The following is an 18,523-nucleotide window of genomic DNA, read 5'->3' as shown; positions in this document are numbered from 1 at the left end:
CGGCCATCACCGGGGAGCCTTCGGAAGAACGGCGCCACAGGCGCCCAGTAGAACCGAACGGGTGAGCCCGTCACAGCTCGTAACGAGAGGTCCGCCCGCCGGAACATCCGGCCGGACAAGCGGGGTGGTACCGCGGCAGCGGCGCACAGGCGCCGAAGTCGTCCCCGTGCCCACCGACTGCGCCGAACGAGCGCACTGGCACGAGGGAGACCACAGCCGCCATGGCGGACGAGACATCCACCCGCAACGCCTATCCCCGCGTCGACTTCACCGCCGCGGATGCCGGCTCGCGGCAGGGCGCGAGCGTGTCGTTCCCGGAGCTCGAGCGCCGGGTGCTGGACTACTGGGCCGCCGACGACACCTTCCGTGCCAGCATCGACAATCGCGGGGAGCGGTGCGACGAGTTCGTCTTCTACGACGGGCCGCCGTTCGCCAACGGTTTGCCACATTACGGACATCTGCTCACCGGATATGTGAAGGATTTGGTTCCGCGGTTCCAGACGATGCGCGGTAAGCGCGTGGAGCGGCGCTTCGGTTGGGACACACACGGATTGCCCGCGGAAATCGAAGCGGAGAAGCAACTCGGTATCACGGACAAATCACAGATCGATGCGATGGGCCTCGCGGAATTCAATGCCGCGTGCAAATCCTCTGTGCTTCGTTACACCAATGAGTGGCGTGACTATGTGACACGCCAAGCGCGGTGGGTCGACTTCGACAACGACTACAAGACCCTCGATCTCGACTTCATGGAGTCGGTGATGTGGGCGTTCAAGTCGCTGTACGACAAAGGTCTTGTCTACCAAGGCTTCCGGGTGCTGCCCTACAGCTGGTACGAGCAGACGCCGCTGTCGAATCAGGAGGCGCGCCTCGACGACGCCTACCGGATGCGCCAGGATCCGGCGGTCACCGTCGACATGCTGCTCGAGGTGGCGACCGACCATCCGTTGCACGAGCTCGACGGCGCCAATGCGCTGATCTGGACCACCACGCCGTGGACGCTGCCGTCGAACCTGGCGATCGCCGTCCACCCGGACATCACCTATGCCCACGTGCGCGGCAAGGACGGTAAGCGGTACGTGCTGGCTGCCGAGCGGGTCTCCCATTACGCCCGGGAACTCGGCACCGCCGACGACGGACTCGAGGTGTTGTCGGAGTATTCGGGCGCGGCGCTGGCGGGCCTGCGCTATCGGCCGCCGTTCGACTTTTTCCTCGGCCACCCCAACGCGCACCGCGTGCTGAACGCCGACTACGTGACCACCGACTCCGGAACCGGCGTGGTGCACCTGGCGCCCGCGTTCGGTGAGGAGGACATGGACGTCGCCTCCGCCAACGGGATCGAGGTGGTGCAGCCACTGGACGCCGGCGGCAAGTTCACCTCAATGGTGCCGCCGTACGAGGGCCTGATGGTGTTCGACGCGAATCCGGCCATCATCAAGGATCTCAAGGCCGCCGGAAAGTTGTTGCGGCACGAGACGATCGAGCACTCCTATCCGCACAGCTGGCGATCCGGTCAGCCGCTGATCTACATGGCGGTGCCCTCGTGGTTCGTGGCGGTCACGAAATTCCGCGACCGCATGGTGGAGCTGAACCAGCAGATCACCTGGGTGCCCGAACACATCCGCGACGGGCAGTTCGGCAAGTGGCTCGAGAACGCGCGCGACTGGAACATCAGCCGCAATCGGTACTGGGGTGCGCCGATTCCGGTGTGGATCTCCGACGATCCGGCCTATCCGCGGGTCGACGTGTACGGCTCGCTGGACGAGCTGGAGCGCGACTTCGGCGTGCGCCCGGCGGATCTGCACCGGCCGGGCATCGACGAGCTGGTGCGCCCGAATCCCGACGACCCCACCGGGAAGTCGATGATGCGGCGCACGCCCGAGGTGCTCGACTGCTGGTTCGAGTCGGGGTCGATGCCGTACGCGCAGGTGCACTACCCGTTCGACAACAAGGAATGGTTCGACGGCGGAGCCGTCACATCGGACACCGCGGGGACTTCCGTTGCTCGCGCACACAGCCCCGGTGACTTCATCGTCGAGTACAACGGGCAGACGCGGGGGTGGTTCTACAACCTGCACGTGCTCTCGACCGCGCTGTTCGACCGACCGGCGTTCAAATCCGTTGTGGCGCACGGCATCGTACTCGGCGACGACGGATTGAAGATGTCCAAGTCCAAGGGCAACTACCCCGACGTCAACGAGGTGTTCGACCGCGACGGCTCCGATGCCATGCGGTGGTTTCTCATGGCGTCGCCGGTGCTGCGCGGCGGCAACCTGATCGTCACCGAACGCGGCATCCGCGAAGGCGTGAGCCACGCGCTGCGCCCGCTTTGGAACGCGTGGACGTTCCTGCAGCTCTATGCCTCGAAACCCGGTGTGTGGCGGACGGATTCGGCGCATGTGCTGGATCGCTACATCCTGGCCAAACTGGCCGCGGCCCGCGATGTGATGACCGAGGCGCTCGAGGTCTACGACATCGCCACCGCCTGCGACGAACTGCGTTCGTTCGCCGACGCGCTCACCAATTGGTATGTGCGCCGGTCGCGTTCGCGGTTCTGGGAGGAGGATCGCGACGCCATCGACACCCTGCACACCGTGCTGGAGGTCACCTGCCGGCTGGCCGCCCCGCTGCTGCCGCTGATCACCGAGGTGATCTGGCGTGGGCTGACGGGGGAGCGGTCGGTGCATCTGACCGACTGGCCGGCCGAGACCGAGCTGCCGCGCGATCCGGAGCTGGTGTCGGCGATGGACGAGGTGCGTTCGGTGTGCTCGACGGTGCTGAGCCTGCGCAAGGCGCAGAACCTGCGGGTGCGGCTGCCGCTGTCCGAGGTCACCATCGCCGCGCCGGATGCTGAGCGGCTGCGTCCGTTCGCCGAGCTCGTGGCCGACGAGGTCAACGTCAAGAAGGTGGACCTGACCACGGAGGTGGCCGCCCACGGCCGGTTCGAACTGGTCGTCAATGCCCGTGCCGCCGGTCCGCGGCTGGGCAAGGACGTCCAGGGCGTGATCAAGGCGGTGAAGTCCGGCCAGTGGCGCGAGGACGACGGTGTGGTCAAGGCGCTGGTGCCCGGCCACGACGACGGCATCGTGCTGCTGCCCGAGGAGTACACCCAGCGCCTGGTGGCGGCCGAACCCGAATCCACCGCCGCCCTGCCCGGCAATGCCGGCCTGGTGGTGCTGAATTCGGAGGTCACCGAGGAACTCGAGGCCGAGGGCTGGGCCCGCGACCTGATCCGCGATCTGCAGGAGACCCGCAAGTCGCTGGGCCTCGACGTCTCCGACCGCATCACCGTGGTCCTGGAGGTGCCGCAGGAGCGCGCGGAGTGGGCGCGGACCCATCGTGACCTGATCGCCGGGGAGATCCTCGCCACCGCACTCGATTTCGGCGCGGCGGGCGCCGAGGCCGCCGATGTGGTCGGCGGTGTACGCGCGGCGATTGCCAAGGCCTGATCGACGGATGTCGTCTGCGTGGTCCGCCCGGCGCTGTGCCGGGCGGACCTCGTCGTTCGATGTCGGTGCGGAGCGCGGTCGTCCCGCCTCGCCACCGAGTTGAGCTTCGCGCCGGCGGGCGCCGAGGTGGCCGATGCGGTGGGCGGTGTGCGCGTCGCGAATTTTCTGCCCGCCGTGCCGGAAGGGCGCGCGCGAGTTCGATGCGGCCGCGCGAGCCTGGGTGTCCTTCGCCGGGTCTGGGACGCGCACCGTGTATACCCAGGTAGACGTGGGTTACACATGGCCCTGGAGTACCGCGACAGGTGCGAGCGAGGCGTGCGTACGCCGATTCCCGGCATGAGCTGGGGTGTGTCCCGTGAGGCCGGAGCAGATCACGGTTGCGGATTGGCACTTGTGGTGTGCATGTGACTTGCGCTAAAACAGCTATGTCACAGCAACCGTCACTCTTTAGTTGAGGTTAGGCGTTTTTCCTGGATCGACCCCCGCTGAAAACTGCACTACCAGGTAGTTGACCGGCTGAGATGCCCGTGGGGAAGCGGCCATCCCAAGTCCATGCTGTGTGCTGTGTAATCGCCGGTCGGTGTGCCGTGGTGGATGCATGTCATATCGAAGGGCGAGCACATGGCACCGTCATCCGTGCGCGGATCCTCGCGCCGCAGATCCACCCGCTATCTCCTGGCCGCGATCGCCGCGGCCGTCTCCATATCGATCTGGGCAGGTCCGGCCACCGCCGCACCCGCCGACACCGGCAGTTCCTCCGGATCCGGCGATTCCGGTAGCGGCTCCGGTGCGGGGAGCGGATCGGCCTCCGGCAGCGCCAGCGGTTCGGCGGCGCTGCCGCTGCCCAGCCCGCGGGCGTCGATCGCCCTGAGCATCGCCGGCTCGCAGGCGGGCAAGCCCTACGAATGGGGTGGGACCGGGCCCAACGCCTACGACTGCTCCGGGCTGGTGCAGTGGGCGTTCCGGCAGGTCGGCATCATGCTGCCGCGTACCACCTGGGAGCAGGCCACCGCCGGCAGCGCCGTGCCGTTCGGTGCGATGATGCCCGGCGACGTGGTCATCGTGAATACCGACGGCTCCCACGAGGGCATTTACGCCGGCGGGGGCATGCTGCTCAACGCTTACGGGCCCGGTGTGCCGATCGGACTGACGCCGCTGAGCGAATTCGACATCTACGCGATCCGGCGCTTCTTCTGAACCGAGTGTCCGGGCTGCGGATCTCGCGCCGCAGCCCGGACACTCGCCGACGCTTCTCGCTCGTTACACCGTGCTTGTCACTCGTTGCACAGATCGCGCAGCAGCGGCCCGTACTGGGGATGGCTGAGCGCCGAGGCGAACTGGGCGACCAGATAGTCCGCCGGATTGCCCGTGTCGTACCAGCGACCGCGAATCACCTGTCCGTAGACCGGGCTCGAGGCCGCGAACACGTTGATCGCGTCGGTCAGGTACACCTCGCCGGTGCGGTGGGTGTACCACTGGTCGACCTGCTTGCGCAGTTCGTCGACGATGCCGGGAGTGACGACGTATCCGCCGATCGCGGCGTAGGCCGAGGGCGCGTCCACCGGCTTCGGCTTCTCCCGCAGCCCGCTGATGCGCATGAGACCGGGCTCGAAGGAATCCTCGACCACCGGCACGCCGTAGCGCTGGGAGTCGGCCGGATCCATCGGCATCAGCGCCAGCACCGGCGACCCGGTCTTGTTGTAGGCGTCGATGAGCTGCTGCGCCCGCGGCACCTCGGCGACGAAGACGTCGTCGGGCCACAACACCAGCATCGGCTCGTCGCCCAGCGCGCGGGCGGCGTTGAGCACCGGGGTGCCGTTGCCGTAGGGACCGTGCTGGTCCAGATAGGTGATGTGGCCGAGCCGGCCGAGTTCGCCGACCTCTTCCACGGCGTCGGCATAGGCGGATTTACCGTCGGCGCGCAGCTGCGCCACCAATGCCGGATTGGGGCGGAAATGGTCCTGAATCAGGGACTTCCCGCCGCTCACCACGATCGTGATATCGGTGATGCCGGAGGCTACCAGCTCCCGCACGGTGTGCTCGATCACCGGTTTGTCGCCGACCGGCAGCATCTCCTTGGGGATGGCCTTGGTCAGCGGCAGCAGGCGGGAGCCGATGCCGGCGGCTGGGATCACTGCCTTGCGGATGGTCATGAACCGATCATCACACACTTCCGCTGCCGGATATGTCGGTCCCCACGCGTAGATTTCCGGGTATGCACTCTGCCCCCGACGCGGCTACCAGCTCTCTCGTGCCTGGTCAGCGAGTATCCGCCGGGGTCGGTGCGGGTGCCGGGGGTGGGTCGGCCGTGCATCTGCACGCACAGGAACCCGACAGCAATTTCGGAACCGACACGGTCGCGGCGCGGCGCTGGGTGCTGCACATCGATATGGACGCCTTCTTCGCCTCGGTCGAACAGCTGACCCGCCCGACGCTGCGCGGCCGGCCCGTACTCGTGGGTGGGATGGGCGGCCGGGGCGTGGTCGCGGGCGCCAGCTACGAGGCGCGGGTCTTCGGCGCCCGGTCGGCGATGCCCATGCATCAGGCGCGTCGGCTGGTCGGCGTCACGGCCGTGGTGATCCCGCCGCGCGGGGTGGTCTACGGCGAAGTCAGCGGGCAGGTCTTCGAAACCCTCCGGTCGTGGATTCCGGTGCTCGAGACGCTGTCGTTCGACGAGGCATTCGGTGAGCCCGCCGAGCTCGCCGGCGCCGATGTCCGGCAGGTGCGCGAATTCTGCGAGCAGCTGCGGCAATCGGTGCGGGAGCGAACCGGGCTGGTGGCCTCGGTCGGCGCCGGCACCGGAAAACAACTGGCCAAGATCGCCTCGGGACTCGCGAAACCCGATGGGGTGCGGGTGATTTCACCGGCCGAACAGCAGGCGCTGCTGGCCGGCTTGCCGGTGCGCAAACTGTGGGGAATCGGGCCGGTGGCCGAACACCGGCTGCGTTCGGTGGGCATCGAAACCGTCGGTGCGTTCGCGGCGCTGCCCGAGCCGGAGGCGGTCTCGCTGCTGGGCGGCAGTGTCGGCGCGGCGCTGCACCGGCTCGCCCGCGGTATCGACGAACGACCGGTCGCCGAGCGGGCCGAGGCCAAACAGATCAGCGCCGAAACCACCTACGAGACCGACATCGTCACGTTGGCGCAGCTGCGCCCCGCGATCGAGGCGATGGCCCAGGCCGCGCACCGGCGGCTGCTGCGCGACGGCCGCGCGGCGCGCACGGTGGTCCTGAAATTGAAGAAGGGCGATATGAGCATCGTGACGCGCTCGCTCACGCTGCCCTATGCCACCACCGATCCGGCCACCCTCACCGCCGCGGCTCAGCGCTCGGCCATCGATCCCGTCGAACTGGGCTCGATCCGGTTGGTGGGCGTGGGATTCGGCGGTTTGTCCGCGGTGCGGCAGGAATCGCTGTTCCCCGAGCTGGACCGCGACACCGGTGCGGTGGGCGCCGCGGTCTTCGAAGAACCGATCGCCGCGCCGGCGCTGGCGGATGAGCCGGTCGTGCCGCCGCCGACGCGTTCCTACACCACCGAGTTCTGGTATCCCGGACGCGATGTCGGGCATCCCCGGTATGGCCACGGCTGGGTACAGGGCAGCGGGCACGGCCGGGTCACCGTCCGATTCGAGACCCGCTCGACAGGGCCGGGACCGGCGTATACGTTCGCTGCCGACGATGACGATCTCACCCCGGCCGATCCGCTCCTTAGTCTTCGTTGAAATTTGGCGGGTAGCGTGAGGCCACTCGTGCACTGCCGCCGGTCGGGTGGGAGCTGTCACGTGAACGGAACCAGACCAACTCGAACGCAAAGGACGAGCATTGAAGCTTCAGATGACTGGACGCATCGCGGTCGCCACCCTGGCTGTCGTGGCTGCGCTCGGCATGTCGGCCTGCGGCAGCGGTGACAAGCACTCGAGCCACAAGTCCACCACGACCAAGGCCGCCGCCACCTCGGCTGCCAACGTGCCGCCGGTGCCCACGGTCGCCGATCTGAACTCGGAGTTGGCGCAGGCGCTGGACCCGAGCGTGCCGGCCGCGCAGAAGGCGCAGTGGCTCGAGGACGGTCAGGACGCCGTGGCCAAGGACCCCGAGATGATGCAGAAGCTGACCGACGCGTACCAGCAGAACAACGCCAAGATCAACGTCACCGATGTGGCGTATCTCGGCGGCGACACGCTGACCGCGAAGGTGGACTTCTCCGTCAACGGCGGTGCGCCGACCAAGGCCGACGTGCCGTTCGTCGCCCAGGACAACAGCTGGAAGCTGCAGAAGAGCTGGGCCTGCGCCGGACTGAAGAACCTGGGCCAGCAGTCGCCCGCGTGCGAATAGCTCTCGTCGTACCGGCACGGGCCGGCGTTCCGTGGGGAACGCCGGCCCGAGTCGTCGGCAGGGCGACGACGAGGCGCTACACCGTGCCGGATGCACAACGAAACTAAACAAAGACTGAGAAAGGTCGGACGACTTCGTTCGTCCCGGACACCCCGCGCTAGCATCTGCCTCCGTGACCGACACGATGGTGAGGGCGGACGACACGCCCGCGGCAGGACAGGGGCACCGGGTCGACCGGTCACGACTCGCTCGCTGGGCCCAGCCGATCGCGCTGATCGCCGGCCTCCTGGGCGTCCTGTGCGCCATCGCCGTACCACTGATGCCGGTCCAGGTCGACCACACCACGCTGTCGTGGCCGCAGCAGGACTCGACGCGCGGCTTCGACGCGCCGCTGGTCTCCTATGCTCCGCTGACCTTCGACGCCACCGTCCCGTGCGCGGCGATCGCGCAGCTGCCCGCGCAGGGCTCCACGCTGACCGCGACCATGCCGGCCGGCGCCCCGGACCTGGAGCGCTACGGTTTCGTCGCGCGGGTGCGGCCCGGAACCGACGGTAAGCCCGGTCAGTTCGAAGCGGTGCTGCGCAATCAGTCCCTGGCCAGTGTGCCGGTGGACCGGCTCGGCGGCGACTGCGCCTTCACTGTGCATTCCGAAATCTCGCACACCACAGCAACTTTCACCGGCGCCGACGCGAAACCGGTGACGCTGCAGGGTGATTGGCGGCCGCAACTGGTGGGCGTGTACAGCGACCTGACCCGGGCCGCCGGAACCAGCGTCACCGCGCAGGTCGACAGCCGGTTTTCCGTGGTGCCCACCGTGATCAAGCGGATCGCGACCGTGCTGGCGGTGGTGTTCACCCTCATCGCGCTGGCCGCGCTGTTCCGCCTGGACCGGCTCGACGGCCGTCGCATCCGGCGCTGGTTGCCGCAGCGGTGGTGGAGTTTCGGCCCGGTCGACGCCGTGGTCCTGGGCGGACTGGTGATCTGGCATTTCATCGGCTCGACCACCTCCGACGACGGCTATCAGTTCGGCATGGCGCGCGCGTCGCTGGTGTCGGGCTATATGGCGAACTACTTCCGGTTCTTCGGCGTGCCCGAGAACCCGGTCGGCACACCGCCGTACGACATCATCGCGCATATGACCGAGATCAGCACCGCGAGTCCGTGGATGCGGATTCCGACGCTGCTGGCCGGTGTGGTGACGTGGCTGGCGCTGAGCCGGGAGGTGATTCCCCGCCTCGGGGTGGCGGTGCGCCACGACCGGGTGGCGGTGTGGACCGGCGCGCTGATCTTCCTGGCGGTCTGGCTGCCCTACAACAACGGTCTGCGGCCGGAACCGGTGATCGCGGTCTGTGTCCTGCTCACCTGGTGTTTCGTCGAACGTGCCATCGCGACCCGGCGCCTGCTGCCGTATGCGATCGCGATCCTGGTGGCGGCGTTCAGTTTCACCGCGGCGCCCTCGGGCGTGATCTGCGTGGCGCCGCTGCTGGCCGGGATGCGCTCGGTGTTCCGCTTCGGCAGTGCCCGGGCGGGTGAGCTGGCCGCCGATCCGCGGACCGGTGAGCGCCGCTCGCGCTGGGCCGTGGGGTATGGCTACGGTGCCCTACTCGCGCCGCTGGCGACGGCCGGCGCCCTGGTGCTGGCCATCGCGTTCTCGGTGCAGCCGCTCTCGGCGATGTTCGAGATGCGCCGCGTGCACACCGCGGTCGGCCCGTCGGACCCCTGGTACAACGACTACCTGAACTATCAGTGGCTGTTCATGCCGACCGCCGACGGTTCGATCGGGCGCCGCTTCGGCATGGTGGCGATGTGGCTGGGCCTGCTGGTCTGCGTCTTCGTCCTGCTGCGCAAGGGCGGGCGGATCCCGTTCACCGCGGGCGGGCCGGCGCGCCGGCTGCTCGGCATCACCTTCGCGTCGATGCTGCTGATGGCGACCACACCCACCAAATTCACCCACCACAACGGCGTGTACGCCGGGCTGGCCGGTGCGGTGGCGGTGCTGACCGCGGTCGCGGTCGGCCCGCGGGTGATGCGGTCGCCGCGCAACCGGGCGCTGTTCGGCGCCGTGGTCGCCTTGGTGATGGCGCAGATCTTCACCAGCGTCAACGAATGGTGGTACGTGTCCAGCTACGGCATTCCGTGGTGGGACAAACCGCCGTCGATCCACGGCTTCGGGCTGAGCAAGGTCTTCCTCGCCGTGGCCGTGGTGCTGCTGGCACTGGCCGGATGGTGGCATGTGCGCGCGCCGGAACCCGGTACCCCGCACCGGATTTCGCGGCCAGCGTGGCGATGGGCGAAGATTCCGCCGCTGACCGTGGCCGCGGCGCTGCTGGTGGTGTTCGAGATGGCCTCGTTCGCCAAGGGCGCGGTCGCCCAGTATCCGGCGTTCTCGTTGGCCCGCTCCAATGTGGATGCGGTACTGGGCAAACCGTGCGGACTGGCCAACGATGTCCTGGTCGAAACCGATCCCAACGCGTCGATGCTGCCGCCGCTGACCGGCGACCCGCAGGCGACCTTCACCGCCGGCGCCACCGGCTTCGTGCCCAACGGGGTCGGTGATCTGACTCCGGAGGGGGAGCCGACCAACAGCAGCAGTATCTCCAGCGCCTTCGACAGCGGGAAGAACCAGGGCGAGGCCGGGACCCAGACCGCCGGTGCGCCACTGCCGTACGGCCTGGACTCGGCCACCACACCGGAACTGGGCACCGCCGGTGAGCAGGATCCGGCCGAACTCACCACCGGCTGGTACCGGCTGCCCCCGGCAGCCGAGCGCACCGGGATCGTGGCGGTCACCGCGGCCGGGCGCATTCGGTCGATCGACAAGGACGGCGTGGTCACCCCCGGCCAGCGGGTCGAGATCGAATACGGCACCAGCGATTCACCAACCGAGGCGCATGCGCTGGGGTCGGTGATCCCGGTCGATATCGGGCCGACGCCGTCGTGGCGCAACCTGCGGGTGCCGTTCGGCCAGATTCCGCCGCAGGCCGATGTGATCCGCATCGTCGCCCAGGACAGCAGCCGCGATCCCAACCAGTGGGTGGCGCTGACGCCGCCGCGCGTCCCGCGCACCACGACGCTGCAGGACATGGTGGGCTCGCACAGTCCGGTGCTGCTGGACTGGGCGGTGGGACTGCAGTTCCCGTGCCAGCGGCCCTACGATCACCGCGACGGGATCGCGCAGGTTCCGAGCTGGCGCATCCTGCCCGATCGCGCCGCCGCACACGACACCACGCTGTGGGAGAGCCACGATGGCGGCGGCCCGCTGGGCTGGAGCCAGCAGTTGCTGAGCTCGCAGACCCTGGCCACCTATCTGAAGGACGACTGGCGCCGGGACTGGGGTGAGCTGCAGCGGCTGACACCGCGGGACACCTCCGCGACCGCCGCGGTGCCCACGGTGACTCGGGAGACCCACGGCGGCATGTGGAATCCGGGCCACATCAACACCGCCTGGGGGTGAGGCCCTTACGGTCCGGCGACACCTTCCAGTCGCCGGACCTGCTTGGTGGTGAGGTCCTGCAGCGAGGACGGATCCACCTGCGCCGGTGAGGTTTCCGCGATCTGCACCACACTGCTGCCGACGACGGCGATCGTGGCCGCGGAATACAGCGACATGCCGCCGCTGGTGGTGCGGATCTGGAACGAGGTCGACGCCGAACCGGCCTTCGGCTGATCGAGCCCGCCCAGCCGGTAGTCGACGGAGGTGCCGTCGGCGTCGGTGCCGGAATAGCTGCGGCAGTCGCGCAGCAGCTGCTGCGCCGCCGCGAACGCCTGCGCCGCATTGCCGTCGGCGTAGCTGGCGATATCGATATCGATGCTGGCGAAATTCGGCGACGAGTAGTGCACCGCGCCCCGGGCGGACGGCCCGCTGTACAGATCACCCACGGGCGCCAGCACTTTCGCGCATTCGGCCGGGTCGGTGCGGGAACGGTCCGGCGGCGTCTGCCCGTTACCGGCCGAGGCGTCCTCGAGCTGCGTGAAACCCGGGGGAAGATCGGATGGGGTGAGCAATTGCGCCCGCAGGGCATCGGAATCGGTGACGGCCGGGGCGGTGATCGGCGGTACGGTCGCCGTCGCGGGCAGCGACGGCAGCGAATCGTCGTGATGCCCGCATGCGCTCACCCCGACGACGACACCCGCGAGCACGCCCGCGGCGCGATTCACTCGCCCCATTGCACCTGCGTCCGGATGTCCTGGCGCAGCAGCACATCGGTGTGCGGATCGCGGTAGCACTGATTGCCGCCGATGGTGATCGCGCCCGAAACCGGAAGCGGCAGGCCGAGATCCACGGTGATGGTGCCCGCACCGTGCATCAGGTAGTCGATGATGTCGAGGTCGCCCGAATTGTTGGGCAGCTGCCAGGTGGCCGATTTCGGCGTCTGGGTGATGTCGAGGGCGATGGTCAGCAGATTGCCGTCGCGCTTGGTGAGCGTCGCGGTCGTCATCTGGTCCAGCGGAACCACTCCCGAGACGCGCTGATGCACCGTCCACACCGCACCCTCGCCGACCGCATCGACGGGAAAGGCGATCGCCTCATACACCGCTTGGTAGAAGGCCTGTTCGATGGCGGCGCGGGCGGTGTCGGGCGTCGACGGGGCCGGTGCCATCCGCAGTGCGGTGACGGCGCCGAGGTCGGTGAACTCGATGCCGGCGTGGGATCCGTCGGCCGCGACCAGTTGCCGATCCAGGGCCGGATCCGGTGACGTGGCCGTGCCGAGGACGAGATCCACGCCGTCGGCCTTCGCGTCCGCGGTCAGCGGAATGGTCACCGACGGCGGCGAGAAGTCCCGCACCGCCTGATCGTTGATCTGTTGTTCGACGTGGTGGTCGGTGCGCAGGGTCACCTGCTGCGAGGTGCCGGGGCGCAGGGCCGGGCGCAGCGGAGTGTGCGGTTCCTCGCCTGGAGTGACCAGGGTGGCGACCGCGGCGGAGATCGGCAGGGTGACCTCCTTGCCGAAACCGGAGGGCTCCACCTCGGCGTCGCTGGTGGCCTCGGTTCCGTCGCTGCAACCGACGCCGAGCGCGGACAGGGTCAACGCCAGCACCATCAACAGCACTCCCGAGCGCGCCGCGCGCGGATTCGGGACCCGGCCGGGCGCGCCCGCGGGGCGCAGACCGGTCACCGAGGCGCAGGAGTGGGAAGACAACACCGTCACGCCGAACAGGGTACGACCGGTTCCTGAAAAACAGCTTTGACTCCCTGTCCGTCCACGCGCTGGGTGACAGCACCGCGAACCGGTGATGACGTGATAGGGAATGATGTCTAGCTGTGAATACGGACCGGCCGCGTGAGCAGCACCTCGACGACCCCGACGAACCCCCGCGCGAGTCCGCGGCGGATCGGGGCGCCGACCGCGACGGCGGTTCCGGCACTCGCGGCAACAGCGCGGATTCCGCTCCGGCTCCGGACGGCTCCGGCGCCGACGCTCCCGGCGAGGCGGCGACGAATGGGACCGCGTCGAACGGGACCGCGCCGGACCGCGACGATCGCGGAAAGGCCGCGAGCGCCGCCGGGACCGGCGACGATTCGGCGGCCGGATCGCCCGCGCGGCCTTCCGGCGCCCCGGCGGCCTTCCCGCGCCGCCTGCCGTGGCTGCTGGTGATCGCGGCCGTCGTGCTGGCCGTGGACCTCGGCACGAAGGCCCTGGTGGTGGCGAAGATGACGCCCGGCGAACCGATTTCGATCATCGGCGACGTGGTGCGACTGACCCTGATCCGCAATTCCGGCGCGGCGTTCTCCATGGCCACGGGCATGACCTGGCTGCTGACCCTGATCGCGGTCGCCGTCGTGATCGGGGTGATCCGCATCGGGCGCACTCTGCGCTCGCTGAGCTGGGCGATCGGTCTCGGCCTGGTCCTCGGTGGTGCGCTGGGCAATCTGGTGGACCGGCTGTTCCGTTCGCCCGGTCCGCTGCAGGGACATGTGATCGACTTCATCGCCGTCACCAAGTGGTGGCCGGTGTTCAACGTCGCCGATTCCTCGATCGTGTGCGGGGCGATTCTGCTGGTGGTGCTGACGGTGTTCGGATTCGAACCCGACGGCACCCGCGCCGGCCACGACGACGATCAGGGCGCCGGTGACGATCAGGGCGCTGCCCGGGGCGGGAAGGCGGGCGAATGAGGGAAACACGAGCGATGCCGATCCCCGACGGTCTGGACGGCATGCGGGTCGACGCCGGACTCTCGCGGCTGCTCGGCCTGTCGCGGACCGCGGTCGCCGCACTAGCCGAGGACGGTTCGGTGCAGATCGACGGCGCCGCGGCGGGTAAGTCCGATCGGCTCGTGGCCGGAGCGTGGCTGGAAGTGGAGTTCCCCGAACCGAAACGGGAGCTCACCGTCGAGGCCACTCCGGTCGAGGGCATGAAGATCCTCTACGCCGACGACGATATCGTCGCGGTCGACAAGCCGGTCGGCGTCGCGGCGCACACCGGTGTCGGCTGGTCGGGTCCCACCGTGGTCGGCGGACTGGCCGCGATGGGGTACCGCATCTCGACCTCCGGCGCGCACGAACGGCAGGGCATCGTGCACCGGCTCGACGTCGGCACCTCCGGGGTGATGGTGGTGGCGCAGTCCGAGCACGCCTACACGGTGCTGAAGCGGGCCTTCAAACAGCGCACGGTCGACAAGCGTTATCACGCACTGGTGCAGGGACATCCGGATCCCTCCAGCGGCACCATCGACGCCCCGATCGGGCGGGCTCGCGGCAACGACTGGAAATTCGCGGTCACCGCCGACGGCCGGCCCAGCGTCACCCACTACGACACCGTCGAGGCGTTCCAGGCCGCGAGCCTGCTCGACATCCACCTGGAAACCGGGCGCACCCATCAGATCCGTGTGCACTTCTCCGCGATTCGCCACCCGTGCTGCGGTGATCTCACCTACGGCGCCGATCCGCGACTGGCCGAGCGGCTCGGTCTGCAGCGGCAGTGGTTGCACGCGCGCAGTCTCGGATTCGCCCATCCCGCCGACGGCCGCTGGATCGAGATCACCAGCGACTATCCCGACGATCTGGAGCATGCCCTGGATGTGCTGCGCGCGGTGTGACGGGTGCGGCCGGTGAGTGAGAAGTGGCGCCCCGCAATCGGTTTCGCGGTCGTGGTGGTGCTGCTGATCGCCGTGGTCGTCGCGGGCTGGGCGCGGCCGCCGCGCGCGTCGGTCCTCGGCACCGACCGGCTCGGGCCGGACTCCGGTGAACGCGTCGCCGACTATCTCGAGCGCGCGCACGAATCGCTGTCCGGCGTCGATACCGCTCCCCGCTGGGCGCTGGTGGTCTCGAGCACCGGCCTGAGCGCCGATGCTGTCATCGATATCGGTGCGGCACTGCGTATTTCGCAGGTGCTCTACCACGTTCCGATCGACCGCGTGGACAGCCCGGTGATCACGGTGCCGGTCCCGGCCGGGACCGCCGCGCTGCGGTCCGCGCAGGCGGCGGCTGCCGGTGCGATGGATCACGTGCAGGCCGACGACGACCGCTCCCGGCGTCTCGCGGCGGTGCTGGCCGCGCGCCTGCACTCCGGCTGCGCCTGCGCGGTGAACCTCGTGGTCCGCGGCACCCTCGCCCAGCTGCGAGGTCTGGCCTCCCGCACCGGGATTCGCAGTGTGCAGGCGCTGCCACCGGATGCCTCCGCGGGCGCGTTCGCGGTGTTGCCGCTGCTGCCCGAACACGTCGACGTCGTGGCGCCGGGACCCGACGACGGCCCGATTCCGGACCACTGAGCCCGTCCGGCGCTGTCGGTTCCGCGCGGCATAATCGAGGCAGCGGGCGAGGGGAGAGGATGTGCCGGTGGATCGAGACGCAGGGCAGCGGGACAGGGCGCAGGGGGTGCTACTGGGGGACAGCCGCCGGTGACGCACTGGGCGCCGGATACGAATTCACCCATCCGGCACCGGATTCGGTGATCGTGATGCGCGGCGGCGGCTCACTGCGGTGGGAACCGGGGGAGTGGACCGACGACACCGCGAGGCGGTGGGTATCGCGCTCGCGGCGGCCGAACACGGGGCGCTGCACCACCCGGCGGTCCCGCTGGGGCGCGTCGGCGATTCCGCCGCAGTGGGTCGCGCTGCTGCACGGATATCCACGGCTGCGCGGCGACGATCTGGTCGCGCTCACCCGCCGCGTCGTCGATGGCCGGATCGCACCGCGCGTTCGGCCGGATGCCGGATGATTGCCCGCCTGTGGGCTCGGGACCGGGTTGCCGTCCGATTCGCCGGAAACCCTCTAGGCTGTCGGACATGTCGATCACCGAGCAGCAAGCGCGCGCACCGGGCCTGACCGCGGCCGAGGTCGCGCAGCGCGTTCGTGACGGGCAGACCAACGATGTGCCGGATCGGGCGAGCCGATCGGTTGCCGACATCGTCCGGGCCAATGTGTTCACCCGGATCAACGCCATCCTCGGCGTCCTTTTCGTGCTGGTCCTGGCCACCGGATCGATCATCGACGGCATGTTCGGCCTGCTGATCGTGGCCAACAGCGTGGTCGGCGTCGTGCAGGAGCTGCGCGCCAAGCAGACCCTGGACAAACTCGCCATCGTCGGCCAGGCCAAACCGGTGGTGCGCCGCGACGGTGCCGCCACCGAAGTCGGCCCGAAGGATGTGGTGCTCGACGATCTGATCGAGCTGGGGCCCGGTGACCAGATCGTGGTCGACGGCGAGGTCGTCGAATGCGAACTGCTCGAGGTCGACGAATCGCTGCTCACCGGTGAGGCCGACCCGATCGACAAGTCGGTCGGTGCGAAGGTGATGTCCGGCAGTTACGTGGTGGCCGGATCGGGCGCCTACCGAGCGACCAAGGTCGGCAAGGACGCCTATGCCGCGCAGCTGGCGCACGAGGCATCGAAGTTCACGCTGGTCGATTCGGAGCTGCGCAGCGGTATCGACACCATCCTGAAGGTCATCACCTACCTGCTGATTCCGGCCGGCCTGGTCACGATCTACAACCAGCTGTTCTCCAGCCATCAGAGCTGGCGGCACGCGCTGAACGGTATGGTCGCCGCGCTGGTCCCGATGGTGCCGGAGGGCCTGGTGCTGATGACTTCGATCGCGTTCGCGGTCGGTGTGGTGCGGCTCGGCCAGCGCAGATGCCTGGTCCAGGAGCTGCCCGCGATCGAGGGCCTGGCCCGGGTGGACGTGGTGTGCGCGGACAAGACCGGCACCCTCACCGAGAACGGGATGCGGCTGTCGCAACTGCGGGTCGTCGGTGATGTGCGGGAAGAGCGGTTGCGCTCGGTGCTGGCCGCGCTCGCCCACGACGATCCGCGTCCCAACGCCAGCGTGCTCGCCATCGCCGAGGCCGTGACCGAGGATCCGGGCTGGTCGTCCACCGCGGTCGCCCCGTTCAGCTCGGCCAAGAAGTGGAGCGGCATCTCCTACGGCGAGCACGGGAACTGGCTGCTCGGAGCGCCGGACGTGCTACTCGACCCGGATTCCGGCATCGCCGCCACCGCGCAGGACATCGGCGCGCGGGGGCTGCGGGTGCTGCTGCTGGCGTCCTCGGATCGGCCCGTCGACGACCCGGACGCGCCGGGCACGGTGACGCCGCAGGCGCTGGTGGTGCTGGAACAGAAGGTTCGCCCGGACGCGCGCGAAACGCTGGATTACTTTGCCGGCCAGGATGTCGCGATCAAGGTGATCTCCGGCGACAACGCGGTGTCGGTGGGCGCGGTGGCCTCCTCTCTCGGCCTGCCCGGCGGTGACCATGCCGTCGACGCGCGCCGATTGCCCACCGCCCAGGCCGAATTGGCCGATGTGCTGGACCGCGAAACCACCTTCGGCCGGGTGCGCCCGGATCAGAAGCGGGCGATGGTGGGAGCGTTGCAGTCGCGCGGGCACACCGTCGCGATGACCGGCGACGGCGTCAACGACGTCCTGGCGCTCAAGGATGCCGATATCGGTGTCGCGATGGGATCGGGCAGTCCGGCCACCCGCGCGGTCGCGCAGATCGTCTTGCTGGACAACCGTTTCGCCACCCTGCCGTATGTGGTGGGGGAGGGCCGGCGGGTGATCGGCAATATCGAGCGAGTCTCGAATCTGTTCCTCACCAAGACGGTGTACTCGGTTCTGCTGGCCTTCCTCGTGGGAGTGGCCGGCATCGGATCGCAGATCTTCGATTACGCCCCGCTGTCGTATCCGTTCCTACCGCGGCACGTCACCATCGCCGCCTGGTTCACCATCGGCATTCCTGCCTTCATCCTGTCGCTGGCTCCCAACAACGAAAGGGCGCGAACAGGTTTCGTGCCGCGAGTGCTGCGGCTGGCGATACCCTCCGGCACGGTGATCGGGGTGATGACCTTCATCGCCTACCTGATCGCCTATTGGAGCGCGGACCAGAGCCTGCCGACCGAGGCGCGCGAGGTGCAGATCGGCACGACGGCGCTGATCACGCTGCTGGTGATCGCGGTGTGGGTGCTGGCGATCGTCGCGCGGCCGTGGAACTGGTGGAAGATCCTGCTGATCGCCGGTTCGGTCGCCGGTTATCTGATCCTGTTCACGGTGCCGTTCACCCGCCACTTCTTCAAACTCGACCCGTCGAACGCCGAGCTGACCGGGGTGGCGTTCGCCTGCGGCGCGGTCGGCATCGTGCTGGTGGAGGTGGCGTGGTGGATCACCGCGACGGTGACCGGTGAACAGCGGCACCTGTTCCCGGACTCGCCGGGCCGGAAGTCGCTGGGGCGCAAGGACTGAGCCGCGACGGCGCGTCAACTGGTCGCATGGTATGGCGCGCCGTGAACGTCCTTGTGCCACGCATCGATTCGC

The 18,523-nt window shown here is 68.8% G+C and carries 11 protein-coding genes and 2 pseudogenes; 10 read left to right on the top strand and 3 right to left on the bottom strand.

Translation table 11 applies throughout. The annotated features are described in order from the left end of the window. Positions 1-221: 221 nt before the first annotated feature. Together ileS and C5E41_RS29070 are read left to right on the top strand one after the other, a co-directional pair. Complete coding sequence (gene ileS, locus C5E41_RS29075; RefSeq protein ID WP_104378915.1) at positions 222-3,449, top strand: isoleucine--tRNA ligase; 3,228 nt, start codon at positions 222-224, stop codon at positions 3,447-3,449. 621 nt (positions 3,450-4,070) lie between these two features. Beyond that, positions 4,071-4,646, top strand: a complete 576-nt coding sequence (locus tag C5E41_RS29070) for a C40 family peptidase (RefSeq protein ID WP_104378914.1) — start codon at positions 4,071-4,073, stop codon at positions 4,644-4,646. Between the two features lie 77 nt (positions 4,647-4,723). Here the strand turns inward: C5E41_RS29070 and C5E41_RS29065 are convergent, their stop codons facing one another. Beyond that, complete coding sequence (locus C5E41_RS29065; RefSeq protein WP_104378913.1) at positions 4,724-5,602, bottom strand: UTP--glucose-1-phosphate uridylyltransferase; 879 nt, start codon at positions 5,600-5,602, stop codon at positions 4,724-4,726. A gap of 236 nt (positions 5,603-5,838) precedes the next feature. On the opposite strand from C5E41_RS29065, the gene C5E41_RS29060 reads away from it, so the two are divergent. The 3 genes from C5E41_RS29060 (at position 5,839) to C5E41_RS29050 (ending at position 11,231) form a co-directional block, all read left to right on the top strand. After that, positions 5,839-7,167 (top strand): DNA polymerase IV, encoded by a 1,329-nt coding sequence (locus C5E41_RS29060; RefSeq protein ID WP_258081336.1) that lies wholly within the window; start codon positions 5,839-5,841, stop codon positions 7,165-7,167. 112 nt (positions 7,168-7,279) lie between these two features. Beyond that, positions 7,280-7,777 carry a hypothetical protein gene (locus C5E41_RS29055; RefSeq protein WP_104378911.1) on the top strand — a complete coding sequence of 166 codons (498 nt, stop codon included), beginning with the start codon at positions 7,280-7,282 and terminating at the stop codon, positions 7,775-7,777. A 184-nt stretch (positions 7,778-7,961) separates the two neighbouring features. Next, complete coding sequence (locus C5E41_RS29050; protein WP_104378940.1) at positions 7,962-11,231, top strand: arabinosyltransferase domain-containing protein; 3,270 nt, start codon at positions 7,962-7,964, stop codon at positions 11,229-11,231. A gap of 5 nt (positions 11,232-11,236) precedes the next feature. Here C5E41_RS29050 and C5E41_RS29045 read toward each other — a convergent pair whose 3' ends face one another. After that, positions 11,237-11,935, bottom strand: coding sequence for a sensor domain-containing protein (locus tag C5E41_RS29045; RefSeq protein ID WP_104378910.1), 699 nt, complete (start codon positions 11,933-11,935; stop codon positions 11,237-11,239). Beyond that, positions 11,932-12,927 (bottom strand): hypothetical protein, encoded by a 996-nt coding sequence (locus C5E41_RS29040; protein WP_308706039.1) that lies wholly within the window; start codon positions 12,925-12,927, stop codon positions 11,932-11,934. The genes C5E41_RS29045 and C5E41_RS29040 overlap by 4 nt, the downstream gene beginning before the upstream one ends. 296 nt (positions 12,928-13,223) lie before the next feature. Between C5E41_RS29040 and lspA the strand changes: the two are divergent. The 5 genes and pseudogenes from lspA to C5E41_RS29015 all read left to right on the top strand — a co-directional run. After that, positions 13,224-13,892 (top strand): annotated as a pseudogene (gene lspA / locus C5E41_RS29035) (signal peptidase II); the annotation flags it as partial. Further along, positions 13,889-14,815: an RluA family pseudouridine synthase gene (locus tag C5E41_RS29030; protein WP_030514692.1), complete on the top strand. Its 927-nt coding sequence runs from the start codon at positions 13,889-13,891 to the stop codon at positions 14,813-14,815. The pseudogene lspA and the gene C5E41_RS29030, both read left to right, overlap by 4 nt. A gap of 12 nt (positions 14,816-14,827) precedes the next feature. Further along, positions 14,828-15,487, top strand: a complete 660-nt coding sequence (locus C5E41_RS29025; RefSeq protein ID WP_258081332.1) for a hypothetical protein — start codon at positions 14,828-14,830, stop codon at positions 15,485-15,487. Positions 15,488-15,554: 67 nt separating this feature from the next. Beyond that, positions 15,555-15,732 (top strand): annotated as a pseudogene (locus C5E41_RS29020) (ADP-ribosylglycohydrolase family protein); the annotation flags it as partial. Between the two features lie 271 nt (positions 15,733-16,003). Next, complete coding sequence (locus C5E41_RS29015) at positions 16,004-18,451, top strand: cation-translocating P-type ATPase (RefSeq protein WP_104378908.1); 2,448 nt, start codon at positions 16,004-16,006, stop codon at positions 18,449-18,451. The last annotated feature ends 72 nt before the right edge of the window (positions 18,452-18,523 follow it).

Source organism: Nocardia nova (genome assembly GCF_002933465.1).
GTDB lineage: Bacteria > Actinomycetota > Actinomycetes > Mycobacteriales > Mycobacteriaceae > Nocardia > Nocardia nova_B.
Note: the sequence above shows the minus strand (reverse complement) of the source record. Positions and strands in the feature narration are given on the sequence as shown.

Bases quoted from the DNA above. Each gene is read 5' to 3' on its own strand.
- C5E41_RS29065 (WP_104378913.1), bottom strand. From the start codon at position 5,602: ATGACCATCCGCAAGGCAGTGATCCCAGCCGCCGGCATCGGCTCCCGC.
- C5E41_RS29060 (WP_258081336.1), top strand. From the start codon at position 5,839: ATGGACGCCTTCTTCGCCTCGGTCGAACAGCTGACCCGCCCGACGCTG.
- C5E41_RS29055 (WP_104378911.1), top strand. From the start codon at position 7,280: ATGACTGGACGCATCGCGGTCGCCACCCTGGCTGTCGTGGCTGCGCTC.
- ileS (WP_104378915.1), top strand. From the start codon at position 222: ATGGCGGACGAGACATCCACCCGCAACGCCTATCCCCGCGTCGACTTC.
- C5E41_RS29050 (WP_104378940.1), top strand. From the start codon at position 7,962: ATGGTGAGGGCGGACGACACGCCCGCGGCAGGACAGGGGCACCGGGTC.
- C5E41_RS29070 (WP_104378914.1), top strand. From the start codon at position 4,071: ATGGCACCGTCATCCGTGCGCGGATCCTCGCGCCGCAGATCCACCCGC.
- C5E41_RS29015 (WP_104378908.1), top strand. From the start codon at position 16,004: ATGTCGATCACCGAGCAGCAAGCGCGCGCACCGGGCCTGACCGCGGCC.
- C5E41_RS29030 (WP_030514692.1), top strand. From the start codon at position 13,889: ATGAGGGAAACACGAGCGATGCCGATCCCCGACGGTCTGGACGGCATG.